The sequence below is a fragment of the Mesorhizobium sp. B2-5-3 genome, assembly GCF_006441005.1.
Classification (GTDB): domain Bacteria; phylum Pseudomonadota; class Alphaproteobacteria; order Rhizobiales; family Rhizobiaceae; genus Mesorhizobium.
In genome coordinates this window covers 12,739-39,038 of record NZ_VFUS01000011.1, presented here as the reverse complement: position 1 = coordinate 39,038, position 26,300 = coordinate 12,739, and the positions used below count along the sequence as shown (strand labels likewise).

30 protein-coding genes and 1 pseudogene are annotated in these 26,300 nt (G+C 62.7%); 9 read left to right on the top strand and 22 right to left on the bottom strand.

Going from position 1 to position 26,300, the window contains the following annotated elements; all coding sequences use genetic code 11:
- Nucleotides 1-10: 10 nt before the first annotated feature.
- From pyrH to FJ867_RS22890, 3 genes are all read right to left on the bottom strand, one after another.
- Nucleotides 11-733 (bottom strand): UMP kinase, encoded by a 723-nt coding sequence (gene pyrH / locus FJ867_RS22900; protein ID WP_140498986.1) that lies wholly within the window; start codon nt 731-733, stop codon nt 11-13.
- A gap of 147 nt (nt 734-880) precedes the next feature.
- Nucleotides 881-1,990: an aldo/keto reductase gene (locus tag FJ867_RS22895; RefSeq protein ID WP_140664398.1), complete on the bottom strand. Its 1,110-nt coding sequence runs from the start codon at nt 1,988-1,990 to the stop codon at nt 881-883.
- A 29-nt stretch (nt 1,991-2,019) separates the two neighbouring features.
- A complete protein-coding gene (locus tag FJ867_RS22890) occupies nt 2,020-2,547 on the bottom strand; it encodes a nuclear transport factor 2 family protein (RefSeq protein WP_140818700.1) in 528 nt (175 codons plus the stop codon).
- Between the two features lie 114 nt (nt 2,548-2,661).
- Here FJ867_RS22890 and FJ867_RS22885 point away from each other — a divergent pair, with 114 nt between their 5' ends.
- On the top strand, nt 2,662-3,588 hold the full coding sequence (locus FJ867_RS22885) for a LysR family transcriptional regulator (protein ID WP_140818698.1): 927 nt from the start codon (nt 2,662-2,664) through the stop codon (nt 3,586-3,588).
- Between the two features lie 27 nt (nt 3,589-3,615).
- On the opposite strand, the gene tsf is transcribed toward FJ867_RS22885, so the two are convergent.
- The 4 genes from tsf to FJ867_RS22865 form a co-directional block, all read right to left on the bottom strand.
- The gene (tsf, locus tag FJ867_RS22880; protein WP_140498706.1) at nt 3,616-4,536 is read right to left on the bottom strand and encodes a translation elongation factor Ts; all 921 of its coding nucleotides are present in this window, start codon (nt 4,534-4,536) and stop codon (nt 3,616-3,618) included.
- A 107-nt stretch (nt 4,537-4,643) separates the two neighbouring features.
- Entirely contained in the window at nt 4,644-5,426 is a 783-nt protein-coding gene (gene rpsB / locus FJ867_RS22875) for a 30S ribosomal protein S2 (protein ID WP_140498708.1), read from the bottom strand.
- A 202-nt stretch (nt 5,427-5,628) separates the two neighbouring features.
- On the bottom strand, nt 5,629-5,907 hold the full coding sequence (locus FJ867_RS22870) for a DUF4031 domain-containing protein (protein ID WP_140818696.1): 279 nt from the start codon (nt 5,905-5,907) through the stop codon (nt 5,629-5,631).
- 166 nt (nt 5,908-6,073) lie between these two features.
- Nucleotides 6,074-6,901 (bottom strand): cell envelope integrity EipB family protein, encoded by an 828-nt coding sequence (locus FJ867_RS22865; protein ID WP_140818694.1) that lies wholly within the window; start codon nt 6,899-6,901, stop codon nt 6,074-6,076.
- Between the two features lie 138 nt (nt 6,902-7,039).
- Here FJ867_RS22865 and FJ867_RS22860 point away from each other — a divergent pair, with 138 nt between their 5' ends.
- The 4 genes from FJ867_RS22860 to FJ867_RS22845 all read left to right on the top strand — a co-directional run bounded on the left by FJ867_RS22860 (nt 7,040) and on the right by FJ867_RS22845 (nt 10,107).
- The gene (locus FJ867_RS22860) at nt 7,040-7,504 is read left to right on the top strand and encodes a RidA family protein (RefSeq protein ID WP_140818692.1); all 465 of its coding nucleotides are present in this window, start codon (nt 7,040-7,042) and stop codon (nt 7,502-7,504) included.
- Between the two features lie 11 nt (nt 7,505-7,515).
- Nucleotides 7,516-8,244 (top strand): glycerophosphodiester phosphodiesterase, encoded by a 729-nt coding sequence (locus FJ867_RS22855; RefSeq protein WP_140515351.1) that lies wholly within the window; start codon nt 7,516-7,518, stop codon nt 8,242-8,244.
- Nucleotides 8,245-8,299: 55 nt separating this feature from the next.
- Nucleotides 8,300-9,514 carry a GNAT family N-acetyltransferase gene (locus FJ867_RS22850; protein WP_140818690.1) on the top strand — a complete coding sequence of 405 codons (1,215 nt, stop codon included), beginning with the start codon at nt 8,300-8,302 and terminating at the stop codon, nt 9,512-9,514.
- A 158-nt stretch (nt 9,515-9,672) separates the two neighbouring features.
- Nucleotides 9,673-10,107, top strand: a complete 435-nt coding sequence (locus FJ867_RS22845; protein ID WP_140560942.1) for an HIT family protein — start codon at nt 9,673-9,675, stop codon at nt 10,105-10,107.
- Nucleotides 10,108-10,293: 186 nt separating this feature from the next.
- Here the strand turns inward: FJ867_RS22845 and FJ867_RS22840 are convergent, their stop codons facing one another.
- Nucleotides 10,294-10,935 carry a chloramphenicol phosphotransferase gene (locus tag FJ867_RS22840; protein ID WP_140818688.1) on the bottom strand — a complete coding sequence of 214 codons (642 nt, stop codon included), beginning with the start codon at nt 10,933-10,935 and terminating at the stop codon, nt 10,294-10,296.
- Nucleotides 10,936-10,953: 18 nt separating this feature from the next.
- Here FJ867_RS22840 and FJ867_RS22835 point away from each other — a divergent pair.
- Nucleotides 10,954-11,334, top strand: a pseudogene (locus tag FJ867_RS22835) (hypothetical protein); the annotation flags it as partial.
- A 59-nt stretch (nt 11,335-11,393) separates the two neighbouring features.
- On the opposite strand, the gene clpA reads toward FJ867_RS22835, so the two are convergent.
- From clpA to FJ867_RS22820, 3 genes are all read right to left on the bottom strand, one after another.
- Entirely contained in the window at nt 11,394-13,862 is a 2,469-nt protein-coding gene (gene clpA / locus FJ867_RS22830; RefSeq protein ID WP_140515345.1) for an ATP-dependent Clp protease ATP-binding subunit ClpA, read from the bottom strand.
- A 6-nt stretch (nt 13,863-13,868) separates the two neighbouring features.
- Nucleotides 13,869-14,198, bottom strand: coding sequence for an ATP-dependent Clp protease adapter ClpS (gene clpS / locus FJ867_RS22825; protein ID WP_027051901.1), 330 nt, complete (start codon nt 14,196-14,198; stop codon nt 13,869-13,871).
- Between the two features lie 271 nt (nt 14,199-14,469).
- Entirely contained in the window at nt 14,470-14,799 is a 330-nt protein-coding gene (locus tag FJ867_RS22820) for a phasin family protein (RefSeq protein ID WP_140498728.1), read from the bottom strand.
- 283 nt (nt 14,800-15,082) lie between these two features.
- On the opposite strand from FJ867_RS22820, the gene FJ867_RS22815 reads away from it, so the two are divergent.
- Nucleotides 15,083-16,516 (top strand): D-alanyl-D-alanine carboxypeptidase, encoded by a 1,434-nt coding sequence (locus FJ867_RS22815; protein WP_140818686.1) that lies wholly within the window; start codon nt 15,083-15,085, stop codon nt 16,514-16,516.
- A gap of 47 nt (nt 16,517-16,563) precedes the next feature.
- On the opposite strand, the gene FJ867_RS22810 is transcribed toward FJ867_RS22815, so the two are convergent.
- From FJ867_RS22810 to FJ867_RS22800, 3 genes are all read right to left on the bottom strand, one after another.
- Nucleotides 16,564-17,262 carry a DnaJ domain-containing protein gene (locus FJ867_RS22810; RefSeq protein ID WP_181165338.1) on the bottom strand — a complete coding sequence of 233 codons (699 nt, stop codon included), beginning with the start codon at nt 17,260-17,262 and terminating at the stop codon, nt 16,564-16,566.
- A gap of 353 nt (nt 17,263-17,615) precedes the next feature.
- The gene (locus FJ867_RS22805) at nt 17,616-18,053 is read right to left on the bottom strand and encodes a DUF1489 family protein (RefSeq protein WP_140498734.1); all 438 of its coding nucleotides are present in this window, start codon (nt 18,051-18,053) and stop codon (nt 17,616-17,618) included.
- A 69-nt stretch (nt 18,054-18,122) separates the two neighbouring features.
- Nucleotides 18,123-19,526, bottom strand: a complete 1,404-nt coding sequence (locus FJ867_RS22800; RefSeq protein WP_140818684.1) for an L-serine ammonia-lyase — start codon at nt 19,524-19,526, stop codon at nt 18,123-18,125.
- Nucleotides 19,527-19,700: 174 nt separating this feature from the next.
- Here FJ867_RS22800 and FJ867_RS22795 point away from each other — a divergent pair, with 174 nt between their 5' ends.
- Nucleotides 19,701-20,444 (top strand): DUF599 domain-containing protein, encoded by a 744-nt coding sequence (locus FJ867_RS22795; protein WP_140498738.1) that lies wholly within the window; start codon nt 19,701-19,703, stop codon nt 20,442-20,444.
- Here the strand turns inward: FJ867_RS22795 and FJ867_RS22790 are convergent.
- The 6 genes from FJ867_RS22790 to FJ867_RS22765 all read right to left on the bottom strand — a co-directional run bounded on the left by FJ867_RS22790 (nt 20,393) and on the right by FJ867_RS22765 (nt 24,757).
- Nucleotides 20,393-21,190 (bottom strand): YdcF family protein, encoded by a 798-nt coding sequence (locus tag FJ867_RS22790; protein WP_140818682.1) that lies wholly within the window; start codon nt 21,188-21,190, stop codon nt 20,393-20,395. The genes FJ867_RS22795 and FJ867_RS22790 overlap by 52 nt on opposite strands.
- A gap of 27 nt (nt 21,191-21,217) precedes the next feature.
- Nucleotides 21,218-22,783 (bottom strand): amidase family protein, encoded by a 1,566-nt coding sequence (locus FJ867_RS22785; protein ID WP_140818681.1) that lies wholly within the window; start codon nt 22,781-22,783, stop codon nt 21,218-21,220.
- Complete coding sequence (locus FJ867_RS22780; RefSeq protein WP_140633217.1) at nt 22,783-23,241, bottom strand: GNAT family N-acetyltransferase; 459 nt, start codon at nt 23,239-23,241, stop codon at nt 22,783-22,785. Before FJ867_RS22780 ends, FJ867_RS22785 begins: the two co-directional genes overlap by 1 nt.
- Nucleotides 23,242-23,248: 7 nt before the next feature.
- Complete coding sequence (gene gatC, locus FJ867_RS22775; RefSeq protein WP_140498745.1) at nt 23,249-23,536, bottom strand: Asp-tRNA(Asn)/Glu-tRNA(Gln) amidotransferase subunit GatC; 288 nt, start codon at nt 23,534-23,536, stop codon at nt 23,249-23,251.
- A gap of 88 nt (nt 23,537-23,624) precedes the next feature.
- The gene (locus FJ867_RS22770; protein ID WP_140818679.1) at nt 23,625-24,041 is read right to left on the bottom strand and encodes a hypothetical protein; all 417 of its coding nucleotides are present in this window, start codon (nt 24,039-24,041) and stop codon (nt 23,625-23,627) included.
- 20 nt (nt 24,042-24,061) lie between these two features.
- Entirely contained in the window at nt 24,062-24,757 is a 696-nt protein-coding gene (locus FJ867_RS22765) for a metal-dependent hydrolase (protein WP_140656318.1), read from the bottom strand.
- A 123-nt stretch (nt 24,758-24,880) separates the two neighbouring features.
- Here FJ867_RS22765 and ruvX point away from each other — a divergent pair, with 123 nt between their 5' ends.
- A complete protein-coding gene (gene ruvX, locus FJ867_RS22760) occupies nt 24,881-25,387 on the top strand; it encodes a Holliday junction resolvase RuvX (RefSeq protein WP_140656321.1) in 507 nt (168 codons plus the stop codon).
- Here the strand turns inward: ruvX and FJ867_RS22755 are convergent.
- Together FJ867_RS22755 and FJ867_RS22750 are read right to left on the bottom strand one after the other, a co-directional pair.
- A complete protein-coding gene (locus tag FJ867_RS22755; protein ID WP_140656324.1) occupies nt 25,305-25,646 on the bottom strand; it encodes a DUF6105 family protein in 342 nt (113 codons plus the stop codon). The two genes, ruvX and FJ867_RS22755, sit on opposite strands and share 83 nt — an antisense overlap.
- On the bottom strand, nt 25,646-26,194 hold the full coding sequence (locus FJ867_RS22750) for a hypothetical protein (RefSeq protein ID WP_140557727.1): 549 nt from the start codon (nt 26,192-26,194) through the stop codon (nt 25,646-25,648). Before FJ867_RS22750 ends, FJ867_RS22755 begins: the two co-directional genes overlap by 1 nt.
- Nucleotides 26,195-26,300 lie beyond the last annotated feature (106 nt).

Below are 26,300 nucleotides of genomic sequence, written 5' to 3'. Positions count from 1 at the left end.
AGGCCCCGGATCAATCGTCCGCGACGACCGTGCAGCGGCCGCCGCCCCTTAGAATATCGCCGAAACCACCTTTTTCGTGGATCGAATAGACGATTATCGGAATGTTGTTTTCGCGCGCAAGTGCAATCGCTGCCGTATCCATGATGGAAAGGCCGCGATTTATCACTTCGGCATGGCTGATGCGCTCGAAACGCGTCGCGTTCGGGTCCTTCTTCGGGTCGGCAGAATAGACGCCGTCGACCTGTGTGCCCTTGAACAGCGCGTCGGCGCCGATTTCAGCGGCGCGAAGTGCCGCGGCCGAATCAGTGGTGAAGAACGGATTGCCGGTGCCGCCGGCAAAGATCACCACCTTGCCCTGGTTCATGTAGGCGGTTGCCTGGCGCTGCGAAAAGCTCTCGCAAAGCTCAGGCATGGCGATCGCGGAAAGAACCACCGCATCGACGCCGATCTTGTTCAGCGAGGTGCGCAGCGCTAGCGAATTGATGACGGTGGCGAGCATACCCATATGGTCGCCGGTGACGCGGTCGCCACCCTTGGAGGCAACCGCCACACCGCGAAAGATATTGCCGCCGCCGATGACGACGCCAACCTCGATGCCGAGCGCGCGGGCTTCGGCGATGTCGCCGGCGATGCGGTCGACGACCGAGACGTCGATGCCGAAATGCTGTTCGCCCATCAACGCTTCACCAGACGCTTTCAGCAAGACACGTCGGTAGAGGGGCTTCACCGTCATCTGGTCCTCGAAAATCTCGGCGCGGCAAATCAGGAGGCGAAACTGCCCCGCTTCGCCTGGCGGCGCTGGCATGATGGTTCGACCCGATACACGAAGGGCGCGGCGATGTCACGCCGCGCCCTTGCGCAAAATCCCAGGCTTTTTCGATCAGTTGCTGCTGATGCTGACCGCCTCGCCTTCCACCAGAACCTGCGGCGAATAGCCGGAGGGCTTGTCGCCGGTCACGACACCGCCGGCCACCCTGACCTGGATCTCGGGCCCGAAATAGGAATGCGGGAACGGCGCCGGCATGCTGCTCACCGAATCCAGCCGCTTGCGGAGTTCGGGGGCAATCGAAAAATCCAGCGCCGCGAGGTTGTCCTGCAGTTGCGCGAGCTTGGTCGCGCCCAGGATGACGGTTGCGACGCCGGGCTGCGTCGCCACCCAGTTGAGTGCCACCTGGGCCATGCTGCGGCCGAGTTCGGCGGCCACCTTTTCGAGCTCGGCCACGATCGCCCAATTGCGGTCGCTGAATTTCCGGAAGCTCGGATGCGTGGTGTTGCGGAAACCGTCGAGCCGGCCGGCATTGCCGGCTTGCGTCGGGCGATATTTGCCGCTGAGCAAGCCGCTGGCCAGCGGGCTCCAAACCATGACGCCGGCGCCATGATGCGTGGCGAAAGGCACGAACTCATGCTCGATCGAGCGTTCGGCCAGCGAATATTCGAGCTGCAGGGCCGAGATCGGCTCATAGCAGCGCAATTCTGCGATCGCCTGCGCCCGCCCCACATACCAGGCCGGCACATCGGAAAGGCCGACGTGGCGCACCTTGCCCGCGCGCACCAGGTCGTCCAGCGTGCGCAGCACCTCCTCGGCCGGCGTCAGCCTGTCCCACACATGCATGAGATAGAGGTCGATATAGTCGGTTCCGAGCCGCTTCAGAGAGGCGTCCACGGCGCGCATGATGTTCTTGCGGCCATTGCCGCCGGCGTTCGGATTGCCGGGTTCTGAATTGAAGGTGAATTTAGTGGCGATCACCGCCTTGTCGCGCAATCCGCGCTCGGCGACGAATTCGCCGAGCCAGGTCTCGGCGGTGCCGCCGGTATAGAGATCGGCCGTGTCGAAGAAATTGCCGCCCGCCTCGACATATTCGTCGAAGATTGCGCGGGCTGTATCCCTGTCAGTGCCCCAGCCCAATTCGGTGCCGAAGGTCATGGTGCCCAGCGCCAACCGGCTGACGCGCAAGCCGCTGTTGCCAAGCGTGTAGTAGTTCATGGTCATGATATTCTCCGATCGAGTTTGATGTTGGGTTATTGGCCGGGTGTCGTCTTGACCCAGGGATTGCCGCGCTCATGGGTCACGCGGAAGGTGAAGCCGTCGACCTTCCAACCCGCGCCGGAGCGGGTCAGGTGGTGCTCATATGTGCCCCAGACTTCCCAAAGCGGCTCGCCATTGCCTTCCATCCGGTTCCAGGCATAGCCGTTCGACAGGACGGTCGCCGTGTCCGCTTCGAGAACGACTTGGTGATTGGTGCGCAGATGCAGGCTGGTCTTGCCGCCCTTGAGGTTGCCGGCCCAGGCGCCGATCAGGTCGTCGGAGGCAATATTGGCCGCCGGCTGTCCGGACAGGCTGCTGAAGTCCGCGGTAACCCGATCCGCGAAATAGCTGCGGGCAAGTTTCCAGTCCTGTGCATCGACGGCGCGGTCGATGGCATCGGCGATGCGGATGACCGCGCGCTCGTCGGCAAGCGCCTGCCACTCCGCCGGTTCGGCTCCGCCGGCATCGATCGGCGCCAGCGCCAATCCTGCAGCGAATGTCACGTGTTTCAAAGCATTCATGTCTCGTCTCCTGGAAAATCAGCCCGCCGACGATGTATCGAGGACAATGTGGAGCAACGCGCCGCCATCGATAAGATTGCATTGTTCGCAAAGACTATGCGATATCATTCATGAATGGACCGGGACCTGCTTACCCACCTGCCCGTCATCGTTGCCGTGGCGCGACGGGGCGGCTTCGCGCTTGCCGCGGCCGAGCTCGGCATGAGCCCGTCGGCGGTCAGCCATGCGGTGCGGCTGGTGGAAGAACGCATCGGCCAGCCGCTGTTTGCGCGCACGACACGTAGCGTCTCGCTGACAGAAGCCGGCAAGGCATTGGTGGAGACAGCGGGCCCTGCCCTTCAGGACATCGCGGAGCGGATGGACCGCATCCGCGGCGTCAAGGGACGGCCTTCCGGTCTGCTCAGGATCAATGCCTCCAACATCGCGATCCCTTTGGCGGTGACGCCTGTGATCGCAGCCATGGCCGATCGCTATCCGGATGTGACGGTCGAGGTTTTCGCCGATCAAGCCCTGGTCGATATTGTCGGGGAAGGTTTTGACGCCGGCATTAGGCTGGGCGAGATGATCGCGCAGGACATGACCGCCATACGGCTGACGCAGCCCTTCAAGGCCGTGCTCGTCGCCTCGCCGGACTATATCGGAAGGCACGGCCGTCCCTGCGACGTGGCCGACCTCGCGAACCATAATTGCATAGGCTACAGGCTTCTCCGCTCCGGCGCGTTCTATCGCTGGGATCTGAACGACAATGGCAAGGAAGTCGTCGTCGAGACGCGTGGCACGGCCGTCGTGACCGATTCGCTGGCGGCGATCGATCTTGCGCTTGCAGGGGTCGGGCTCGCCTATGTGTTCGAGCCGCTTGTACGCGCCGATCTTGCCGCAGGACGCCTCGTCCAGGTCCTGCCAAAGACGGCAATCGAGGAGCCCGGCCTTTTCCTTTACTTTCCGCGCCGGGCTTCGATGGCGCCGAAGCTGAGGGCCTTCATCGACGCCGCACAAGAAATCGGCCGGGCATCCATGCGGACACCCGGCCGAGTTGCCTGAGCCGTTTAGCCTTACTTGTTCTTCGAGCTATTTCTTGACCGCCGCCGCGACTTCCGCCGCGAAATCGGTCGCTTCCTTCTCGATGCCTTCGCCGAGCGCGAAACGCAGATAGGCCGAGATCTTGGCCGGAGCGCCGATCTCCTTCTCGGCATCCTTCAGCGCCTTCTCGACGGTAATGTCGGGATTGAGCACGAAGGCCTGCTTCAGAAGCACGACTTCCTCGTAGAACTTGCGCAGCCGACCCTCGACCATCTTCTCGATGATCGCCTCCGGCTTGCCGGACTGGCGCGCCTGGTCGGCGAAGATCGCCTTCTCGCGCTCGACTGCCGCGGGATCGAGTTCCTCGGTGGTCAGCGCCATCGGGTTGGTGGCGGCGACATGCATGGCGACCTGGCGGGCGAATGCATTGGCCGCGTGCTCGTTGCCCGTGGTCTCGATAGCGACCAGGACGCCCAGCTTGCCAAGGCCGTCGGCAACCGCGTTGTGAACATAGGTCGCGACGGCGCCGTGCGGAACGGTGAGCTTGGCCGAACGGCGGAAGCCCATGTTCTCGCCGATGGTACCGACGGCGTCCTTGATGGTGTCGGTGACCGACTTGTCCGAACCCGGGTACTTCGCGGCAGCCACGGCCTCGCTCGTGCCATAGGCCAGCGCCACCTTGGCGACGTTGGCGACGATCTCCTGGAAGGCGGCGTTGCGGGCTACGAAGTCGGTCTCGGAATTGACCTCGACGACCGCGGCCTCGCGCACGCCGGAATCGACGCCGATCAGGCCCTCGGCCGCGGTGCGGCCTGCCTTCTTGTCGGCCTTGGAGATACCCTTCTTGCGCAGCCAGTCGACGGCTTCTTCCATGTTGCCGTTGGTCTCGTTCAACGCCGCCTTGCAGTCCATCATGCCCGCGCCGGTCAAGTCGCGGAGTTCTTTGACCTGTGCAGCCGAAATGCTCATTGTCGCCTCTTTGTTCAAATGCGCCGACGCACCATCGAATCTCGACGGTGCGTCCGTTTAACGCGTCAAAATATTAGAAAGATGAAGGCCGTGACCGGCCCTCGCTATCACGCTTCCGGAGTTTCCGCCGCCGGAGTTTCGCCGAGCACCGGCTCGACCGGAGCTTCCACCGAAGCGCCGATGTCGACACCCAGCGCGCCCTGCTGGCGGGCGATGCCGTCGATGGCAGCCTTCGCGATGAGGTCGCAATAGAGCTGGATGGCGCGCGCGGCGTCGTCATTGCCGGGGATCGGGAAGTCGATCTTGTCCGGATCGCAGTTCGAATCGATGATGGCGACGACCGGAATGCCAAGGCGCTTGGCCTCGAGGATGGCGATCGCTTCCTTGTTGGTGTCGATCACGAACATCAGGTCGGGCGTCGAGCCCATGTCCTTGATGCCGCCGAGAGCCTTGTCGAGCTTCTCGCGCTCGCGGTCGAGATTGAGACGCTCCTTCTTGGTCAACCCTTGCGCCTCGCCGGCCAGCATCTCGTCGAGCTTGCGCAGGCGCTGGATCGAGTTCGAGATCGTCTTCCAGTTGGTCAGCATGCCGCCCAGCCAACGCGAGTTGACATAGTACTGGGCCGAACGCTGCGCGGCATCGGCCACGATGTCGGACGCCTGGCGCTTGGTGCCCACGAACAGCACGCGGCCGCCCTTGGCGACGGTGTCGGAAACCTGCTTCAGCGCCTGGTGCAGCAACGGCACCGTTTGGCTGAGGTCGATGATGTGGATGTTGTTGCGGGCGCCGTAGATATAGGGCGCCATCTTCGGGTTCCAGCGGTGGGTCTGGTGGCCGAAGTGAATGCCAGCTTCCAAAAGCTGGCGCATGCTGAAATCAGGCAGAGCCATTCTCATTTTCCTTTCCGGTTAGCCTCCACGGACACAGGCATTTTCGGACGAAGTCCTCGATGCCACCGGAGGTTTCAGCCGGATTTCTCCCGGGCAGACACCAAAGTCCGTGTGTGGAATGAGCGCGCATATAGAGGGGAAGTGCTCCAAACGCAAGCGCAACGACGCATTGCGGCGCGCCTGCGGCGATCCGCGCGTGCCCTCAACGCTTTATCTTACCCTTTGGCACCCTCACCCGCCGGAAGATCGCGACGATCTCTTCACGATTGCACTCGATGGCACCGAGCCGCACCGCGCGGTCGCGCTCGAAACCGGTTATGTCATAATGCGGCGCCGATGTCTTCGGCGGCCCCTGGTAGGATGAGCGCTTGATGCCGAGTTGCGCGGCGAAACGATGCAGTTCATCGGTGTCGTCGGCCATCAGATGGCACCAGCGATGGCCAACCCATTTCCAGATCGCCGCGTCGACATAGATCGCCATGAGGCTCGCCGCATTCCTTCTTCCGCCGACCGGTACCGGCGACGAGCGATGATAGAAGGGATTCGCACAGAAGATGAAGCGGCCGGCGGCCTCGAGAAGATGAGAAGCCGCCGCGACGCTTTCAAGCCGTGGACCGCGACGGCGCTGCGTCGAGGCAAATCGAAGTTTATTTCGTCGGGCAGGCCTTCGTCTGGTCGAAAAGCGACAGATTGACCAGCTTGCCGGTCATGGAGAAATCGCCATAGTCCATGGTTAGATCGCGGGTGATGCCGTTCTCGTGCAGCTTGAAGCTGATCCGGTATTCCGGCGTCTCTTCTCCGTTCTTGGCACTGTCGTCGAAATAGGCGATGTCGACCGGCCAGTATTTGTCGGTGGCAAGCTTGGCCAGCGCCGGCGCTTCCGGATCGGCCTTGTCGGCATCGGTCCTCCTGCCGACGACGACGGTGGTGGACATCACCTTGTTGGCGTCCTCGGAACCGTCGAACAGATTGGTTTGATAGAAATTTTCACCCTTCTCGGCCTTGTCTATCAATTCGACCAGATGCTGGGTCGGAAACTGGGTGGCGGCAAGTTCCAGGCTGCTCTTCTCGGGCTTGTCGATGTCGACCTTCAGCCCTTTCGTTTCCTTCGTGGCGACGCCTTTGACCTCCTTGTCGAGGTTCTGGTCGACGAAGGATTTGGTCACGAACGAGAAGGTCTTGCCTTCGGCGTCTTCGAACGTCGTCGTCTGCTGGTCGGTCAGCTTGGTGTTGTCGCTGGTGGCGATCTGGGTGACGAAGCGGAATTTCACCGTATAGCCTTCGCAGGCCGAGCCGTTGAATTCGTAGACCATGCGGCCGGTAATGCCGGTGATCCCGGAGCGGTCGTCCGCCTTCTTGAGCGTAAGGTCGTAAACGGCGCGATGCGCCTGCAGCGCCGGCACGGCGAAAGCGGGACCTATCGAAAAGACCGCCGGCAACAGGACGGCATGGAATGCAAGGCGCGTTGCGCGCATGAGAGGCTCCGATCGTCGCGGCTGATGGCAGGCCGCAGGGAAAGATGGTCCAGCTTAAAAAAAGTCGTGGCGGAAGCGAGGCAAAAATAGCAATTTCGGCCCGGCTGACGCGGCACCTTCCAGCAATAGGGAAAAGCAATGAGTGAAACAATCGAAAAGCGGCTAAGCGAACTCAGGGTCACCATTCCCGCGGCTGCGGCGCCTGCCGCCAACTACGTGCCGCATTGCAGGACCGGAAACCTGCTTTTCACCGCCGGACAATTGCCGCTCAAGGACGGTAAGCTGCAGGCGAGCGGACTGCTTGGCCGCGACGTCGACACAGCAACCGGCAAGGAAGCGGCAAAATACTGCGCGATCAACATCCTGGCGCAAGCCAAGGCGGCACTTGGCGATCTCGAGAAGATACGCCGGCTGGTCAAAATCACCGTCTTCGTCGCCTCGGCGCCGGATTTCGTCGAGCAGCATCTGGTCGCCAACGGCGCCTCCGATTTCCTGGTGGCGGCGCTCGGCGACCGCGGCAAGCACGCCCGTTCCGCCGTCGGCACGGCTTCGCTGCCGCTTAATGCCGCGGTGGAAATCGAAGCGATCTTCGAAGTCGAGTGAGCGAGCCTGACATGACCGACCTTTCCTGGCTGATTGCCCGGCCTGTCGCCCATCGCGGCTTTCACGACATGAACAAGACGCGCTGGGAAAACACCCTCTCCGCCTTTGCCGCCGCGGCCGAACGCGGCTATGCCATCGAATGCGACGTGCACCTGTCGTCGGACGGAGTTCCCGTCATTATCCATGATGGCGACTTGCAGCGGCTGACTGGGCACGACGGTTTCGTCTGGCAGCGCACGGCGGCCGAACTGGCAGCGCTCAAGGTCGGCGGCACGTCTGATCATGTGCCGACGCTGCGCGAGGCGCTCGATCTGATCGACGGGCGGGTGCCGCTGGTGGTCGAACTAAAAGGCGTGGCTGGATACGACAATGGCCTTGTGGCGAGCGTCGGTAGGCTGCTCAAGCGCTACAAAGGCAAGGTGGCGATCATGTCGTTCGACCACTGGCTGATCCGCGATTTCGCCAGGGATGCGCCGGGCATCCCGGCTGGATTGACCGCCTATGGCAAGGACGACAGGCTGATCGAAGCGCATTTCGCCATGCTGGCGCATCAGATCGCCTTCACCTCCTACGCAGCGGGCGACCTGCCGAATCCATTCGTCAGCTTTGTCCGTGAACGGCTCAAAATGCCGGTCATCACCTGGACGGTGCATGACCAGCCGGCGGTCGATCTTACATTCAAATATGCGGACCAGATGACGTTCGAAGGGTTCGAGCCCGATCTGGTCAAGGTCGCTTGATATGGGTGCCTAGAACGTGACTTGTAGCGGTCCGGATGGAGCTTAAATAAGCCTCATGGATCAGGGCGACGACGGCGACGGGCAAATGGTTGATGCGGAGTATGCGATCCGCATTGCGGCGGGCATCGGCGCCTTCACCTGCGAAGAGTGGGACGGTTTCGCCGGGACCACGCGCAGTGATGCCGAAAACGGTTATAACCCCCTCGTTTCATATGCTTTCCTGAGCGCACTCGAGGATTCCGGCTGCGCCGTGCGGCGCACTGGCTGGCAAGGTCATCATCTCAGGCTGGAGAATGGTCAAGGCACGCTGCTCGGCGCGGTCCCTTGCTATCTCAAGTCACACAGCCAGGGCGAATATGTGTTCGATCACGGCTGGTCGGATGCCTTCGAGCGCGCCGGCGGCCGTTATTATCCCAAGCTGCAATGCTCGGTACCGTTCACGCCGGTCACCGGCCCTCGCCTGCTGGTGAGCAGGGGCCAGCATTCCGGCACCGTCAAGGCCGGGCTCGCCGAGGGATTGAAGGCGGTGACGGAAAGGCTCGGCGTCTCTTCCGCGCATGTCACCTTCGCGCAGGAGAGCGACGTGGACGTGCTGGAGGCGGCGGGCTTCCTGCATCGCACCGACCAGCAGTTCCACTTCGTCAACGAGGGCTTCTCGACCTATGACGATTTCCTCGCCACGCTCGCCTCCCGCAAGCGCAAGGCCATGAAGAAGGAGCGCCGCGAGGCGCTTGCCGACGGCATCTCCATCGACTGGCTTACCGGCAAGGACCTTACAGAACGGGCCTGGGACGATTTCTTCGCCTTCTACATGGACACCGGCAGCCGCAAATGGGGCCGGCCCTATCTGAACCGCGAATTCTTCTCGCTGATCGGCGAGCGCATGGCCGAGGACATCCTGCTGGTGATGGCCAGGCGCAACGGCCGCTACATTGCCGGCGCTATCAACTTCATCGGCTCGGATGCGCTCTACGGCCGCAACTGGGGCTGCATCGAGGATCATCCGTTCCTGCATTTCGAGGTCTGCTATCACCAGGCCATCGACTTCGCCATCGAACGCAAGCTGAAGGTGGTCGAGGCGGGCGCACAGGGCGAACATAAGCTGGCGCGAGGCTACCGGCCGGTGATCATGCATTCCGCGCATTACATCGCCCATCCCGGCCTGCGCAACGCCATCGCCGACTATCTCAGGCGCGAACGGCGCGAGGTGGAACGCATGAGCGAATATCTCGAAGAACACACGCCATTCCGCAAGGATCTGGAGGAGTAGGCCATCCCGCGGGGCAGGAGCATATGTCAGGTTCGGCATCCCTTGGGTTGGCAGTGCACGCCTGTCGAGATCGGCTTCATCGATCTCGCCTGATCGTCTTGCCGCTCACGAGAGGCTTCGCTACACCAATCAGCGAGGCACAATCCGGAGCGTTCGCCATGGCCGAAACCGCCTATGACACCGACAACATCTTTGCCAAGATCCTGCGCGGTGAAATTCCCTCGCACCGCGTCTACGAGGACGAAGCGGTCGTTGCCTTCATGGATGTGATGCCACAGGGGCCAGGCCATACGCTGGTGGTGCCGAAGACGCCTTCGCGCAATCTGCTCGACGCCGATCCGGCAACGTTCGGCCCGCTTTTCACAGTCGTGCAGAAGGTGGCGCTCGCCGTCCGCGAGGCATTCAAGGCCGATGGCGTCACCGTGATGCAGTTCAACGAGCCGGCTTCCGGGCAGACCGTCTATCACCTTCACGTCCACGTCATTCCGCGCTTCGAAGGCATCGCGCTGAAGCCGCATACGGGCCAGATGGAGAAACCCGAGGTGCTGGCCGAGAATGCCGGCCGGATAAAGGCGGCCATGCCGCTATCCTGACGCCTGGCTTTCAGCTGCCCCCATTGCGGCCGTCTGGGGAAGTTGCGCATCGAAAACGATGAACCCGAGCCGCCAGCATATCAGCGTGATCGCCATTCCGCTGAACATCTACCAAATTGTGCCCGCCGTGGACGACGATCGCGCCGCGCGGCCGAGATTCCCCCATCGCCGGCTGAGAGCACGCGATCAGGATAGCTTGTCCCTGGAGAATGCCGACAGCCTCTCAAACGCCGTCGGAGGCTCTACATTTTGCCTGAGGCGCCCGCGGATCGCATCCGCACATTGTGCTGGCGTCAGCAGCGATGTGTCGACTTCCAGATCATACACGCCAGGCCGGTGTACCTCCTCCTGCCACAGGCGCACCGCCAACGGCACGGAGTCGTCGGGCGATCCCGTCACATATCCCCTCCCCGCCGGACTGTCGGCGCGCCTCTGCATGATGATTTCGATCGGGCAGCGGACACCGACAAACAGAACCGGCAGGCCTGCGAGGCGCTGGGCGCAATCGACAAGGCAATCAAGGGGTCGCGAATAGCTGTCGTGATGACCGAGATCGGCCACGACATTCAACCCCACTCGGCTGTGGGCGGCGATCGATTCGTAGAGCGCGGCGTAGAACCTCGGCACGAGCCCCTCGATATCCGGGCGCTCGCCGCCGGGCCGCAAACCTATCCCCGGGCGACAGCGCAGCGGCGTGACCTGCTCATAGGTGTCGACCCCCAGGTTCATCCATGGGCCCTCGAAGCTCTCCTGAACTGCCTGGACGATGCTCGATTTCCCCGATCGCGGTGCGCCGTTGAGGATGATGATCTGGCCTGGTTCAGACATAAAATTCCCCGTCTCATGGAGGCACTTGACCGGAACGGCATCCAACGCGCCGCCATGGTCTGGTCCCGCGGAGCGAACTCCTTCACCAACGAGGCCATGGTCTCCGAGATCGGCGATGCGTACAGTCTGGGCGCTACTTTCGGAAACGACTTTTCGCGCATGCTCGTTACCGGCAAGGCGCCGTCGGGATTGCATATCTCGATACCGTTGGGCCAACATATAAAATCGTTCCTCGGCGGTAAGCCGAAATACGCGGCCTGCGAGGCCTTCGGCCGGGCACCCGGCCTGTCCGGCATGGTCGGCGCCAAGGTGGGAGCACCGCCGTCCTGGACGGACAAATCAGCCAAAATCCGCCCGACGCCGCTTGCTGTCCAGGGGCCGCCGGCAACGCTTCAGTGATCGTCCCTTTGTGCCAACAAAAAAGCCCCGTTTCCGGGGCTTTTTCGAGGGAGTGACTATCAGCTCTTGCGCGGCAGTTGCGGCACCAGGCTGCGCTTGCCGCCGTCCTTGCCCTTGGGCTCGGGCTTCTGCGCGACGGCCTTCTTGACCGCCGGCTTCTTGGCCACTGCCTTGCGCTGCTTGGGGGTGTCTTCCGGTTCTTCCTTCTTGGGCTTCACCGGTGCCTCGTCGGCGAGCGATTCGAGCTTCAGGCCGGTCTCGCCGGTTTCCTTCTTCTCGACGCTGACGCGCACCGTGCCGCCCTTCTTGAGCTTGCCGAACAGCACTTCGTCTGCCAGCGGCTTCTTGATGTGCTCCTGGATGACGCGGCCGAGCGGACGCGCACCCATGCGCTCGTCATAGCCCTTGTCGGCGAGCCAGGCGATCGCATCCGGCGACAGGTCGAAGGTGACGCCACGCTCGGAGAGCTGGGCCTCCAGCTGCATGACGAACTTCTGCACCACCTGATGGATAACCGGCACCGGCAGCGAGCCGAACGGGATGATCGCATCGAGACGGTTGCGGAACTCCGGCGTGAACAGCCGGTTGATCGCCTCGACGTCGTCGCCTTCGCGCTTGGTCGAACCGAAACCGATCGCCGCGCGCTGCGCATCCGACGCGCCCGCATTGGTGGTCATGATCAGGATGACATTGCGGAAGTCGATCTGCTTGCCGTTGTGGTCGGTCAGCTTGCCATGGTCCATCACCTGCAACAGGATGTTGAACAGGTCCGGATGCGCCTTCTCGACCTCGTCCAGCAGCAGCACGCAATGCGGATGCTGGTCGACGCCGTCGGTCAAAAGGCCGCCCTGATCGAAACCGACATAGCCGGGAGGCGCGCCGATCAACCGAGAGACCGTGTGGCGTTCCATATATTCCGACATGTCGAAACGGATCAGCTCGACGCCGAGCGAAGCGGCCAATTGCTTGGCGACTTCGGTCTTGCCGACGCCGGTCGGACCCGAGAACAGATAGGAGCCGATCGGCTTCTCCGGTTCCCGCAGGCCGGCACGCGCCAGCTTGATCGCCGAGGTCAGCGCGGTGATCGCGGTGTCCTGGCCGTAGACGACGCGCTTCAGCTCGATATCGAGCCCCTGCAGCACCTTCTCGTCATCGGCCGAAACAGTCTTCGGCGGGATGCGCGCCATGGTGGCGATCGTCGCTTCGATCTCCTTGATGCCGATGGTCTTCTTGCGCTTGGCCTCCGGCACCAGCATCTGCGAGGCGCCGGTCTCGTCGATCACGTCGATCGCCTTGTCCGGCAGCTTGCGGTCGTTGATGTAGCGCGCCGACAGCTCAACCGAAGCCTTGATGGCTTCCGTCGTGTAGCGGACCTTGTGGAACTCCTCGAAATAGGGCTTCAGGCCCTTCATGATCTCGATGGCGTCCTCGATGGTCGGCTCGTTGACGTCGATCTTCTGGAAGCGACGTACGAGCGCGCGGTCCTTCTCAAAGAACTGGCGAAACTCCTTGTAGGTTGTCGAACCGATGCAGCGGATCGCACCCGAAGACAGTGCCGGCTTCAACAGGTTGGACGCATCCATGGCGCCGCCGGACGTCGCGCCGGCGCCAATGACGGTGTGGATCTCGTCGATGAACAGCACAGCGCCCGGATAATCCTCGAGCTCCTTGACGACCTGCTTCAGCCGCTCTTCGAAATCGCCGCGATAGCGCGTGCCGGCCAAAAGCGTGCCCATGTCGAGCGCGAAGATGGTGGCGTTGTGCAACACCTCCGGAACATCACCCTCGACGATGCGCTTGGCGAGGCCCTCGGCGATCGCCGTCTTGCCGACGCCGGGATCGCCGACATAGAGCGGATTGTTCTTGGAACGGCGGCACAGTACCTGGATGGTGCGGTTGATCTCGGACTCGCGCCCGATCAACGGATCGATCTTGCCGGCCTTGGCCTTGTTGTTGAGATTGACGCAATAAGCGGTCAGCGCGTCCTGCTGCTGCTTCTTCTTGCCGCCTTCCTCTTGCGGCTCGGCGCCGTTCGCGCCGCCCTGCTCGTCATCGGCGCCGCGCGGCGAACGTGTCTCCGACGCGCCCGGACGCTTGGCGATGCCGTGCGAGATGTAGTTGACCGCGTCGTAACGGGTCATCTGCTGTTCCTGCAGGAAATAGGCGGCATGGCTCTCGCGCTCGGCGAAGATGGCGACGAGCACGTTGGCGCCGGAGACCTCTTCGCGGCCGGACGACTGCACATGGATCACCGCGCGCTGAATGACGCGCTGGAAGCCGGCGGTCGGCTTGGAATCCTCGTCATAGCCGGTGACCAGATTGTCGAGCTCGGTATCGATATAGGTGAGAACAGTGTGCTTCAACTCGTCGAGATCGACATTGCAGGCGCGCATGACGGCGGCCGCCTCGGTGTCGTCGATCAGGGCGAGCAGCAGATGTTCAAGGGTTGCATATTCATGGTGCCGCTCGTTGGCGAGCGTCAGCGCTTGGTGAAGCGCCTTTTCCAGGCCTTGGGAGAAAGCCGGCATGTTACCTCACTTCTTCTCCATCACGCATTGCAGCGGATGCTGATTCTGTCGGGCGAAATCCATGACCTGGGACACTTTGGTCTCGGCCACCTCGAATGTATAGACCCCGCACTCGCCCACTCCATGATTGTGAACATGAAGCATGATGCGTGTGGCGGCTTCGCGGTCCTTCTGGAAAAAACGCTCCAGCACGTGAACCACGAACTCCATCGGTGTGTAGTCGTCGTTCAGGATGAGGACCCGATAGAGGCTGGGTTTCTTGGTCTTGGTCTTTGTGCGCGTGATGACCGCCGTGCCGCGGCCGGCCTCATTGCCGTCGCCGCTGCCGTTCTGCATCCGTGCCTTGGTGGCAGTCAAACCGATCGTCACGTAATCCTGCCTCTTTCGAATCCTCATGCGAGTTCGACATGTAGGTGTTCGATGGACGATTTTAAGCCCTTCTGGTTAGCTGACAATATGGCTAGGTGCCCAACTTGGCCGATTTTCGCAATCGTGAAGGGGTGCCAGGCCGCTGAACGGAAATAGACATGAAAAAACCCGGCCACGCTGGCGCGGCCGGGCTCTGTCTTGGCCCAATGGGCCCAGATCTCGGTACTGCCGGACGGAATTACTTCGCCTTGGCAACGATCGATTCGAACGGCTTGTAGGCTTCCTTGGCGAGTTCGGCATAGAGGTCGCCGATCTTGGTGGCCTCGGCGACGAACGCCTCATAGGACTGCTTGGCATAGTCGGACTGGACCTCGATCGCCTTGTCGAGCGACTTGGCCGAGACAATCTTCTCGAAAGCGGCGCTGCCGGCTTCGAAGCTCTTCTTGGTGTATTCGCCGGCCTCGGCCGCAATTGCCTGCGCGCCCTTGGACAAAGAGGCGAAGCTCTTCAAGCCGGTGTCGGCGAACTCTTTGCCGTATTTGCTGAAGTCCTCATAGGTCTGCGTCATTTCAATTCTCCCTGGACGGTTGATGCGCCCTGCCCCGAGCGCCTTGTGCAATGCACTCGAATATATTGTGCGGCGCACAAAAGTCAAGAAATCGCCAGCTTCCGTCCTAGCCGGTGTGGGCAATGGCTAAAATTCGAATAAACAGAGGCTCAAACCACCAGAAAATGGTGAACGCGGCGGTTACCATAAACGGATTGGTAACGCTGCCCCGATAGCTTGCCCGGAAGTGAGGCAGGATCCCTTTGCCGCCTCCAGCGCAACAAGAAATTCAAAGGAACTATCAGTGCGTCAGGCGTTGTCGGGCATCGTTTCCAAATCCGCGTCCCCTTTCAAAATGGTCATGATCATCGCCGTGGCGATGACCATCGTTGTTGCAAGTGCGGCCTCGTCGCTCGCCGCGAAGTCCGCGGCCATCGTGGTCGACGCCAAGACCGGCAAGGTGCTCTACTCCTCGGATGCCAACGCCCGGCGTTATCCCGCCTCGCTCACCAAGATGATGACGCTTTATTTGACTTTCGAGGCTCTGGCCAAGGGCAAGATCAGCCGGAACTCGCCGGTCGTCTTCTCGGCTCATGCCGCGGCAGAGCCGCCGACGAAGCTCGGCGTGAAGCCGGGCGGATCGGTGGCGGTCGAGACCGCCATCCTGTCGATGGTGACCAAATCGGCCAATGATTCGGCCACCGCGCTCGGCGAAATGCTCGGCGGCAACGAGACCAACTTCGCCCGCATGATGACTGCCAAGGCGCGGCAGCTCGGTATGAACGGCACCGTCTTCCGCAACGCCAACGGCCTGCCCGATCCCGGCCAGTTCACCACTGCGCGCGACATGGCAACGCTCGGCATCGCGCTGCGCGAACATTTCCCGCAATATTACGGCTATTTCTCGCAGCGCTCCTTCCTCTATGGCCGCCAGCGCATCAACGGCCACAACCGCCTGCTTGGACGCATCAAGGGCGTCGACGGCATCAAGACCGGCTACACCCGCGCTTCGGGCTTCAACCTGGTTTCATCGGTTTCCGACGGCAACCGTCGCATTGTCGGCGTGGTCATGGGCGGCACCTCGGGCAGCAGCCGCGACAATCAGATGGCGGCCTTGATCAACACCTATCTGCCGCGGGCATCGACCCGGGGCGGCGGCGATCTGGTCGCCAAGGCCGATAGCGGCAACCCGGTGACGGCATTGGCCAAGGTGCTGTTGCCCAAGCACGACGCACCAACTCCGGACGAGAAGCCGGTGGCGGTGGCAAGCGCCGATGACGCGGCCGAAGCCGTTGCCGACGACGCGACGGTTGCCCAGGGCGACAGCGATGACGCCGACGATACCGCAGCCGCAGAACCCAAACTGGTTGTTCCGGCAAAGAAAGTGAAGACGGTTATCGTCTCCGCTCCCAAGGTCGCCACGGCACAGGTGGTCTCCGCTTATGCCGAGCCCACGCCGGCGGTCGACCCGGTCAACACCGCGTCGGTGCCGTCGGGTTGGGCCATTCAGGTCGCCTCGTCGCCGAAACAGTCCGAAGCCCAGGCCTTCCTCGACAAGACCACCAAGCAGGCGCCCAAGGTGCTGGCTGATGCCTCCGGCTTCACCGTCGCCTTCGACAAGGACGGCGTCACCTACTACCGCGCCCGCTTCGGCGGCTTCGGCTCCAAGACCGCTGCCTGGAAGGCCTGCACCGCCCTGAAGAAGAAGAAAATCGAGTGCTACGCCGTCCAGCAGTAGGGACGGCGTGGAAGATATCTCCCGGAAAATTTCTGCGTCGAAGGAGACTAATCGTGATTGGAGAGCAAGACGTCCTTGGCTTCGTTGATCCGCGCCGCCAGGAAAGACGTGCCGCCGATATCGGGGTGCAGGCGCTGCATCAGGCGGCGGTGCGCCTTGCGGACATCCGCCGCGGCGGCCCCCGCTTCAAGACCAAGGACCTTGTAGGCCTCCTCCTTAGTCATGGCGCCCGGACCTGGCGCAATACCCAGCCCTTCGCCACCGTGCGCCTCAGCGTTTTTGCGCCAGACGGGAAATCTGCCGTCAAGATACGTCTCTAGCAGTTGCCGGCTCTCCGGGTCACCGGAGAGTTCGCGAAACAGCTGCAGCAATTCGGCTTTGCCCATCGCACCAAGCATCTTGCCTTCATGGCGGCCTGCCAGGACAAGGCCTTCAAGGCCTCCTGTATCGTGATCGAGGTCCATTTCCAGCGCCGCCGTGCGTACGGTCGAGCGTCTCCGCGCCGGCATCACGGCTCGCCGGTTCAGCCGCATCGAGCCGTACCAGGCGATCGCTGCGAGCAGGATGATGCCGCCGAGACCGCCGCGCCCGACCAGCAGCACGGCGCCGCCGACCAATGCCAGCAAAACCGGCCCAACCTTCCTCATGTCGCCTGCCAGCCTGCTCGGGTCGGCCCGCACGAAAGCCGTTGCCAGGCCCATCAGCACCAGCAGCAATGCGACGACAGCGATGATCGCGCCTATCATATTCCACTGCCCCGTGAATGCCCGGCGATCGGCCGGTTTTCCAGACTATTCCTGAACACGAGCATGCCGCCACCGGGTGTTATTTCTGCGCCGCAATCATGACCTTGCGCGACACATGGTCCGCATCCCACCACGCCGCGGCGCGATGTGGTCGGTGCGAGTGCGTCAGATATCGAAACCGGATGGTTCCTATCGCTCATGATTTTCAAGATGTGGCGTTGTCGCGACGCTTGCAAGTCCAACGGACAGCAACATTGAGGGCCAGCAACCGCAGTCCGCCTATACGGGCCGACCATGCCGCCAGATTGCCCCGGAGCAAGCCAATGGGCTGCTCGGAACAAGCCGATAGTGATTTAGAGCAGGCCGAGATCGGCGAGCTCGCGCCGGAGTTTCGGCGGCATTTCGACCTGCCCCGGCTTGCCCTTGCCGAGATCGGCGGGTGCATCCGATGGCTTTAGATAGCGCCAGCCCTGAAAGGCGCGGCGCGGCTGCCAGTCGGTGCGCACCACTTGCGGATCCAGCATCAGATGGCAGCGGCCGATGCCCTCGTCATCGGTGAATGGCCGGATCTCGGTGATCAACTGCCGGCATTGCACACTTCCCTTGATCACCCAATAGAGCGAGCCACCGTCGGTAACCTCATCGGCGCGCGTCGGCACCATGCGGGTGGTGTGCCAATGCTCGGCCGGTTCGCCGGCACGGCGCCGCTCGTCGAGGCGGAACGCGATCCATTCTTCGAGATCCTCGACGCTGTCGCAGCCGACGCAGAGCTTTAGGAGGTTGAGAGCCATTGCCCAAGATTTAATCCGTCGCACGGATGCGTCAACGGCCTGAGCAAGTTCTCCACAGTGCCAGCGGGCTCAACACTCCACCACATTGACCGCCAGCCCGCCGAGGCTGGTCTCCTTGTACTTCTCGTTCATGTCGAGGCCGGTCTGGCGCATCGTCTCGATCGCCGCATCCAGCGGCACGAAATGGGTGCCGTCGCCTTTGATGGCAAGCGAGGCGGCCGTCACCGCCTTGACCGCGCCCAGCGCGTTGCGCTCGATGCAAGGCACCTGCACCAGCCCGCCGACCGGATCGCAGGTCATGCCCAGATGGTGCTCCAGCGCGATCTCGGCGGCATTCTCGACCTGTTCGGGCGTGCCGCCCATGACGGCGCACAGGCCGGCCGCCGCCATGGCCGAAGCGGAGCCGACCTCGCCCTGGCAGCCGACCTCGGCGCCGGAGATGGACGCATTGGACTTGATGATGCCGCCAACGGCGGCTGCCGTGAGCAGGAAATCGCGAATGCTGGGCTGGTCGGCCTCGGGATGGAAATGCAGCCAGTAGCGCAGTACTGCCGGCAGCGTGCCGGCCGCGCCGTTGGTCGGCGCGGTGACCACGCGCCCGCCGGCCGCATTCTCCTCGTTGACGGCCATGGCATAGATCGACAGCCAGTCATTGGCGAGCAGCGGATTGGGCCGGTTCTGCTGCCACTGCTCCTGCAGCTTGTCGTGCAATTGCCTGGCCCGGCGGCGCACCTTCAGCCCGCCCGGCATGATGCCGTCCTGCGACAGGCCGCGCTCGATGCAACTCTTCATGGCACCCCAGATGGCGTCGAGGCCGGCGTCGAGCTCATCGCGCGACATTTGTGTTTCCTCGTTGACCCGCTTCATCTCGGCAATGGAAAGGCCGCTCTTGCCAGCCATCTTCAGCATCTCGAGGGCGTTCTTGAAGGGATAAGGGACTTTTTTGCCTTCGGTCGTCACCGAACCCTTGGCTTTCATGCGCTGCAGCTCTTCTTCCGAAACCACGAAGCCGCCGCCGATCGAATAATAGATGCGCTTGAGCAGCAGGCGGTCGCCGGCATCATACGCATAAAACGCCATGCCGTTGGCGTGGCCGGTGAGCGGCGTCTTGCGGTCGAGCACCAGTTCGCCGGCCGGATCGAAACGGTAGGAGGGGTGGCCGGGCGGTGAAATCAGCTTGTCGGCGGTGATGCGAGCGACAATGCCGTCCGCCTGGTCAGGGTCGACCGTCTGCGGCGTCTGCCCGGCAAGGCCGAGAATGACGGCACGGTCACTGCCATGGCCGATGCCGGTATAGGCGAGCGAGCCGTGCAGGCTGGCGCCGATGCGAGCAACCTTGGCGCCGGCCGGACGCGGCCAGTCGTCTCCGGCGACCTCGTCGAGGAAACGGCGGGCGGCCGTCATCGGTCCCATCGTGTGCGAACTCGATGGTCCGATGCCGATCTTGAACAGGTCGAAAACCGAAAGGAACACGCGCCACAATCTCCCGAAGCCGCTCTGGGACTACATATAGGAACTCCTGCGATGTTTCCGCTGTTTTGAACGGCGCGGCGCAGCGCCTGCCGACCTTGTTTGCTCCGGCAGCGACATATCCGTCGGTGCCGCGGACGATCGAAGCAATCGCACTGGATGTGATAGGATTCGCCAATGGGCGATTCCCTCGATCTTTCGACAGCCGATCTCGCGGCGTTGGCGTTCTTCCTCATTGCGTGGGTTTTGCATACGCTCGCCTCGGACGGTGTGCTGGTCAGCCGCATGTCCCTGACAACGGCGATGAATGCGCAGCGGCAAGCCTGGATGCACCGGATGGCCGAGCGTGAGATCCGCATCGTCGACACAGCCATCATGGGTGGCCTGCAGCAAGGCACCGCCTTCTTCGCCTCCAGCTCCCTGATCGCGCTTGGCGGCTGCTTTGCCTTGCTCGGTGCCTCCGACCGCGTCCTCGAGGTGTTGAGCACCCTGCCTCTGGGCGGCGCCCCGTCGCGCCCGGCTTTTCAGATCAAGGTGCTGGGACTGGTGCTGATCCTGGCGTTTTCGTTCTTCAAGTTCGGCTGGGCCTACCGTCTGTTCAACTATTGCTCGATCCTGATCGGTGCTGTGCCGATCCCACATGGCGAAGCCTCGCGCAACCCGGTCACCGAAACGGCGGTGTGGAGGGCGGCGCAGATGAACATGCTGGCAGGCAAGCATTTCAACTCCGGCCTGCGCGGCGTGTTCTTTTCGATCGGCTATCTCGGCTGGTTCGTCGATCCGGTGGTGTTCGTGCTGTCGACGCTTCTGCTCCTGGCCGTTCTGGTGCGGCGCCAGTTCTTCTCGGCGGCGCGCCGCGCCGTGATCGGTCAGCCGCCAGGTGCGGGAAAAGGCCGATCGATGCGGCCGGACAGCCAATAGGCGAACAGCCCTATCCATTCGCGGATCGCCATGGTGGCCGCCTGCAGCGCATCGGCCGGATTGTCGCAGAACAGGCCGATGCCTTCGTCTCCCGACGTTCGATAGTCGACCGGCCAGGGGACGGTCGCGAAGCCGGCCTTGTCGAACAGCGCCTTGGCGCGCGGCATATGGTAGGCCGAGGTGACCAGCAGCCAGGTTTCGCCCGGCTTCGGCGCTATCAAGGCCTTGGTGAAGACGGCATTCTCATAGGTGTTGCGCGATTTGCCCTCGAGGATCAGGCGCTCCGGCGTCACGCCAAGCGCGCCAAGCAGGCGCGGCGCGGTGGCGGCATCGCCCTCGCCGTCGAGGAACAATTCGCCATTGCCGCCGGAGACGACCACCTTGGCGTCGGGAAAGCGCCGCGCCAGCACGGCCGTCTCGACCATCCGGTCGCCGCCGCTGTTCAGCTCATAACCGCCGCGCACCAGATTGATGCCGCCCTCGAAGCCGCCGCCGAGCACGACGATGCCATCGACTTTTTGCGGCAGCGGCGGGCGCGGAAAGCGTTCCTCCAGCGGGTTGAGCAGCAATGCGCCGAGCGAGGTCCAGGCCGAAAGCGCCAGAACCAAAAACGCCAGCACGCCGCCGGTGGCTGCCAGCCGCGGGCGGCCGAAAAATGCCGAGACCAGCCCCGCCAGCAGCAGGAAGATCGTCAGGTTAAGCGGCTGGATAAAGAACCAGAAGATTTTCGAAAGATAAAAGAACATCCCTCACCCCTTAGATGAGAAACGATCCTACCACCACTTCTCCGGCTGGAACGTTCCGGCCGCCTGCTCGATGACGGCAGCGGTCTGGAACAGCGTCTCTTCTTCGAACGGCCTGCCGATCAGTTGCAGGCCGAGCGGCAAGCCCTTGGGGTCTAGGCCGGCGGGCACCGCAATGCCCGGCAGGCCCGCCATGTTCACGGTGACGGTGAAGATGTCGTTCAGGTACATCTTCACCGGATCGGAAGCCATGTCCTCGTCTGCAATGCCGAAGGCGGCAGATGGCGTCGCCGGTGTCAGGATGACATCAACGCCGGCGGCAAAGACGTTCTCGAAGTCCCGCTTGATCAGATTGCGCACCTTCTGCGCCTGCAGATAGTAGGCGTCGTAATAGCCCGCCGACAGCACATAGGTGCCGATCATGATCCGGCGCTTGACCTCGCGGCCAAAGCCGGCGGCGCGGGTCTTCTCATACATCTCGACGATGTCCTTGCCCGGCACGCGAAGGCCGTAGCGGACGCCGTCATAGCGCGCAAGGTTGGACGAGGCTTCGGCGGGCGCCACGATGTAATAGGCCGGTAGCGCGTATTTGGTGTGCGGCAAGGAGATGTCGACGATCTCGGCGCCAGCATCCCTGAGCCAGGCAATGCCCTTCTGCCAAAGGGCCTCGATCTCCTCCGGCATGCCGTCGACGCGGTATTCCCGGGGAATCCCAACCTTCATGCCCTTGATCGGCTTGCCGATCGCCGCCTCGTAGTCCGGCACCGGCCGGTCCACCGAGGTCGTATCCTTCGGATCGACGGAGGCCATCGATCTGAGCAGGATCGCGGCATCGCGCACGTCGCGCGCGATCGGCCCGGCCTGGTCGAGCGACGAGGCGAAGGCGACGATACCCCAGCGCGAGCAGCGGCCATAGGTCGGCTTGATGCCGACCGTGCCGGTGAACGCGGCCGGCTGGCGGATCGAGCCGCCAGTGTCGGTGGCCGTGGCGCCCGCGCACAGGAAAGCCGAGACGGCGGAGGCCGAGCCGCCCGACGAGCCACCCGGCACCAGTTGCGCATTGTCCAGGGTGCGCGCGGTCCTGGTGCCGCCGGCCGAAACGAAGCCGCCATCGCCCTGATGCGTGGTCGGCATCACCATCGTATCGACGCGCGAACGCCGCCACGGGTTGACCACCGGCCCGTAATAGGACGTCTCGTTGGACGAGCCCATGGCGAACTCGTCCATGTTGAGCTTGCCCAGCATGACCGCCCCGTCAGCCCACAGATTGGAGGTGACGGTCGATTCGTAATGCGGCTTGAAACCGTCGAGCACACGGCTGCAGGCTTGGGTGTGCACGCCCTCGGTGCCGAACAGGTCCTTAATGCCGAGCGGAATGCCTTCCAGCGCACCGCCCTCGCCTTTGACCAGCCTGGCGTCGGAGGCCTTGGCCATGTCGCGCGCCTTGTCGCCGGTCACCACGACGTAGGCGTTGAGCGCCGGATTGGCGCGCTCGATCGCAGCAAGATAGGCGTCGGCGATCTCGGTCGCGGTGATTTCCTTGGCGCGCAGCTTGGCGCGGGCCTGCGAAATCGTCAGTCGGGTCAGGTCGCTCATCAGGCAAGGCTCTTTTCGTAAAACACCGACCACTCGGAATCGGGATAATCCAGCACCGGACCGCAACGCGAGAAGCCGGAACGTTCATAGACAGCCCAGGCGGCAGGATGGCGATCGCCCGTCTCCAGCACCAGACGCTTCAATCCTTCCTCGCGCGCCAGCGCTTCGACACGCTCCACAATCCTGGCGCCGATTTTCTGGCCGCGATGCGTGGGCCGCGTGTACATGCGCTTGACCTCGCCGACGGCGCCGTCATGGCGCTTCAGCGCCCCGCAACCGATTGCAAAACCGTCGTCGCGGGCGACGAAGACCGTGGTGTCCGGGCCGGCCATCTGCTCGACGGTCAGGTGATAACAGTGTTCCGGCGGCGTCAGTTCGAGCAGCGTCTCGTTGAGCTCCGCGACCAAGCCGCGCACATCGTCCTGCAGCGGCGTCTCGATTGCGATTTCGATGGCCATCGGCCTGTTACTCCACGACCTTCGGCACGAGGAAGAAGTTCTCTTCCGTGGCAGGCGCGTTGGCGACGATGTCGGCAGCCTTGTTGCCGTCGGTGACGACGTCCTGGCGCTTCTTCATCCCCATCGGAGTTACCGAAGTCATCGGCTCGACCCCGGAAACATCGACCTCGTTCAGCTGTTCGACGAAGCCCAGTATGGCATTCAGCTCGCCGGTCATGCGTTCGGCATCTTCCTCGCTCACCGCAATGCGGGCGAGACGCGCGACGCGCTTCACTGTCTTGACGTCAACGGACATGTTTGTGCCTCGGGAAAACCAGCCCCGGCCTATAGCGGCGCCGCGCGCGGCGCGCAACATGTGCATGCCCACAATCGGGCAAATGGCCTCACGGCGGGGCCATGCCCTCGCACAGATAGTAGCTGCCGCTGTTGCCGCTCGCCTCGCTCTCGTCTTCGATGGGCCGGACGGAGACGAGATCGATCCGAGTCGGGCTCATCTGCGTCACCGAGAGCACGTCGGGAAAAACGTAGCCCGGCTCCTGGCAAATGGCCGTCACCGCCCAGCTCGGCGAGCGTGTCGCCTTGCTGATCTGCAAGAACTCGCAATTGTATTCGACCCCTTGCAGGCCATGGGCCGACAGCACGATGTTGCCGGCATCGATCAGCGTCTGCAGGGTATCTTTCCTGGCCTGTGCGCAGAGCTCCTCGGACTTGAGGTATACTCCTTCAATGAAATCGTCCGCGGCAAGCGCCGGCGACGCCGCAAACAGCATCGAAACGCAAAGAGAGTTCCTCAAGCCCATGGTTTAATTCCGTTTTCAATTTATAGTGTGACCGCCTCGCCGATCCCAGGCACGACGACATTCACGCCCGAACCCTCCATTCCGGCGACGAATTTGTCGGGCGTCTGGTCGAGCAGGCCGAAAGTCGCATAGTGGCATGGCACGGCGACATCGAACTTGAAATAGCGGCGGCAGGCGAGAGCCGCGACAGCACCTCCCATGGTAAAGCGGTCGCCGACCGGCACCAGGCCGATCTTCGGCTCATGCAGCTCGTTGACCAGCGCCATGTCCGAGAAGATGTCGGTATCGCCCATGTGATAGAGCGTCTTGTCGTCCTGGAAATGCAGGACCAGCCCGCAGGGATTGCCCATATAGATGCCGTCCCCATAGGACGAGGAATGCAATGCCTGGACAAAAGTCGTCGTGAACGGGCCGCAGTCCACCGTGCCACCGGTGTTGCCCTGGTTGACATTGTTCTGGTCGACGCCCTGGCCGCCGAGATAGCCGCAGACCTCGGGGTTGGCGACCAGCATCGCTCCGGTCTTCTTGAGGATCTCGAGCGCATCGCCGACATGGTCTCCGTGACCATGCGTCAAAAGCACGTGGGTGACACCTTCGGCCGGGCCCTCCCAACTTTTCTTCCAAAGCGGGTTGCCGCTCAGGAACGGGTCCATCAGGATGCTTGCGCCCGCCACCTCGATCTTGAAGGCGGATTGTCCGTACCAAGTGAGTTTCATCAGCGAGTTCCTCGATTTTTGCTCCGTCGGAGGATAGAACGGCGTCAGCTCAAGAGCAAAGTGTTACGGCGTCCTCGCGTGTTCAAAACGCCGCGACGGCGCTGTCGGGTCAAAGGAAAACCGTTGGCTATCATTACCATCGAGGAATTGCCGGCGCGGCTGGCCGGCGGCAGGACGCTTGCCGGGCTCGATCTCGGCGACAAGACCATCGGCGTCGCCGTTTCGGACCGTGGCTTTTCCTTCGCGCATCCGCGCCCGGTCATCATGCGACGAAAATTCTCGCTCGACGCGGCCGTGCTGCTGGATCTGCTGCAAAAGGAGAATGCCGGCGCGGTGGTGATTGGACTGCCGGTCAACATGGACGGCTCGGAAGGTCCGCGCGCGCAGAAATCGCGCGCCTTCGTACGCAACATGGCCGCCTTGAGCGACCTTCCCTTCCTGCCATGGGACGAGAGGCTGTCGACGGTAGCCGCCGAACGGACGCTGATCGAGATGGATTTTTCGCGCGCCAAGCGCGCCGGCAAGATCGATTCGGCCGCCGCCGCCTTTATTCTGCAGGGAGTTTTGGACCGGCTTCGCTCGCTCGGTGCAGCCGCTCGAACTGCACCGGAACCGCCGCCCGCCCCCTGATCCAGCCGATGATTTCACGACGGCGGCGAAACGCCCAGATCGCCAGCAGCAGCAGGCCGTCGAATATGCAGGCTCTTCCCACCATGCCGGGAATGATTGTCGGGTCGATGCCGAGCATCTGGCCGTAGAGTTGGAAGACGAAATCATGCAACTGCCGGCTCAGCATGACGTAGCCGAAATTCATGTCGTTGAGCGACAGGTAGAACCAGCCCCAGAAAAGCGCCATCGGAGCCGCCCACAATGCGAAGATGTAACGCATCAGCGGCCTCCCTTCCGGGTCGGCTGGGTTCGGCCCGATATCAGCGAAAGCAGCGAATTGTGGGCTGCGGCCCTGGCCATGCTGTGCGCCGTGGCGTGGATTTCAACCTCATCCGATGTGGCCAGGGTGCGGCGCTCGGCAAGCATGGCGACATAGGAGGCCAGAAGTGCGGCCAATTGCACGGCGACGACCAGGAACAGCCCGTTGATGCCTTGCGCCGCGCCTCCGACCAAGATCAGCGACAGCACGCCGGAAGCGCTGATGAAGGCGATGCGGGCAACGCTGTCGGCGCCCGGATTGCTGGCATTGTTGATCAGCGCCTCGACAAAAGCCCAGAAGAACAGCACCGCCACGACAAGCAGGGCCGTTGCCAGAGGCGCAACCACGACGACATTTTCGAGATCGACGAAGCGGGCGCTCTCGATCGTCACGCCCAGCACCCCAAGCGCCCCGGCCACGCCGCGGTTTCCATCGATGCAGATGATCGCCAGCAGGGCGAAAACGATCGTCCAGTGCAAGGCGAGAAAAGAGGTCAATACCTGTCGCATCGTGATTCCTGCTTCGACAGGAATGACAGTGGGCTTTGCCGCCAGCCCTCGCAACGGAAACCATTTGTTAAGGTTAACGGCGCAATGGAATGACCAAGGCGTGGTC

Bases quoted from the DNA above. Each gene is read 5' to 3' on its own strand.
- FJ867_RS22850 (WP_140818690.1), top strand. From the start codon at position 8,300: ATGGATCAGGGCGACGACGGCGACGGGCAAATGGTTGATGCGGAGTAT.
- pyrH (WP_140498986.1), bottom strand. From the start codon at position 733: ATGACGGTGAAGCCCCTCTACCGACGTGTCTTGCTGAAAGCGTCTGGT.
- FJ867_RS22845 (WP_140560942.1), top strand. From the start codon at position 9,673: ATGGCCGAAACCGCCTATGACACCGACAACATCTTTGCCAAGATCCTG.
- FJ867_RS22805 (WP_140498734.1), bottom strand. From the start codon at position 18,053: ATGGCTCTCAACCTCCTAAAGCTCTGCGTCGGCTGCGACAGCGTCGAG.
- FJ867_RS22765 (WP_140656318.1), bottom strand. From the start codon at position 24,757: ATGAAACTCACTTGGTACGGACAATCCGCCTTCAAGATCGAGGTGGCG.
- tsf (WP_140498706.1), bottom strand. From the start codon at position 4,536: ATGAGCATTTCGGCTGCACAGGTCAAAGAACTCCGCGACTTGACCGGC.
- FJ867_RS22810 (WP_181165338.1), bottom strand. From the start codon at position 17,262: ATGATAGGCGCGATCATCGCTGTCGTCGCATTGCTGCTGGTGCTGATG.
- FJ867_RS22865 (WP_140818694.1), bottom strand. From the start codon at position 6,901: ATGCGCGCAACGCGCCTTGCATTCCATGCCGTCCTGTTGCCGGCGGTC.
- FJ867_RS22790 (WP_140818682.1), bottom strand. From the start codon at position 21,190: ATGTTCTTTTATCTTTCGAAAATCTTCTGGTTCTTTATCCAGCCGCTT.
- gatC (WP_140498745.1), bottom strand. From the start codon at position 23,536: ATGTCCGTTGACGTCAAGACAGTGAAGCGCGTCGCGCGTCTCGCCCGC.
- FJ867_RS22885 (WP_140818698.1), top strand. From the start codon at position 2,662: ATGGACCGGGACCTGCTTACCCACCTGCCCGTCATCGTTGCCGTGGCG.
- FJ867_RS22755 (WP_140656324.1), bottom strand. From the start codon at position 25,646: ATGCGTTACATCTTCGCATTGTGGGCGGCTCCGATGGCGCTTTTCTGG.
- FJ867_RS22780 (WP_140633217.1), bottom strand. From the start codon at position 23,241: ATGGCCATCGAAATCGCAATCGAGACGCCGCTGCAGGACGATGTGCGC.
- FJ867_RS22770 (WP_140818679.1), bottom strand. From the start codon at position 24,041: ATGGGCTTGAGGAACTCTCTTTGCGTTTCGATGCTGTTTGCGGCGTCG.
- FJ867_RS22855 (WP_140515351.1), top strand. From the start codon at position 7,516: ATGACCGACCTTTCCTGGCTGATTGCCCGGCCTGTCGCCCATCGCGGC.
- FJ867_RS22840 (WP_140818688.1), bottom strand. From the start codon at position 10,935: ATGTCTGAACCAGGCCAGATCATCATCCTCAACGGCGCACCGCGATCG.
- FJ867_RS22860 (WP_140818692.1), top strand. From the start codon at position 7,040: ATGAGTGAAACAATCGAAAAGCGGCTAAGCGAACTCAGGGTCACCATT.
- FJ867_RS22785 (WP_140818681.1), bottom strand. From the start codon at position 22,783: ATGAGCGACCTGACCCGACTGACGATTTCGCAGGCCCGCGCCAAGCTG.
- FJ867_RS22820 (WP_140498728.1), bottom strand. From the start codon at position 14,799: ATGACGCAGACCTATGAGGACTTCAGCAAATACGGCAAAGAGTTCGCC.
- FJ867_RS22870 (WP_140818696.1), bottom strand. From the start codon at position 5,907: ATGGCGATCTATGTCGACGCGGCGATCTGGAAATGGGTTGGCCATCGC.
- clpS (WP_027051901.1), bottom strand. From the start codon at position 14,198: ATGCAGAACGGCAGCGGCGACGGCAATGAGGCCGGCCGCGGCACGGCG.
- rpsB (WP_140498708.1), bottom strand. From the start codon at position 5,426: ATGGCTCTGCCTGATTTCAGCATGCGCCAGCTTTTGGAAGCTGGCATT.
- FJ867_RS22795 (WP_140498738.1), top strand. From the start codon at position 19,701: ATGGGCGATTCCCTCGATCTTTCGACAGCCGATCTCGCGGCGTTGGCG.
- clpA (WP_140515345.1), bottom strand. From the start codon at position 13,862: ATGCCGGCTTTCTCCCAAGGCCTGGAAAAGGCGCTTCACCAAGCGCTG.
- FJ867_RS22895 (WP_140664398.1), bottom strand. From the start codon at position 1,990: ATGACCATGAACTACTACACGCTTGGCAACAGCGGCTTGCGCGTCAGC.
- FJ867_RS22750 (WP_140557727.1), bottom strand. From the start codon at position 26,194: ATGCGACAGGTATTGACCTCTTTTCTCGCCTTGCACTGGACGATCGTT.
- FJ867_RS22890 (WP_140818700.1), bottom strand. From the start codon at position 2,547: ATGAATGCTTTGAAACACGTGACATTCGCTGCAGGATTGGCGCTGGCG.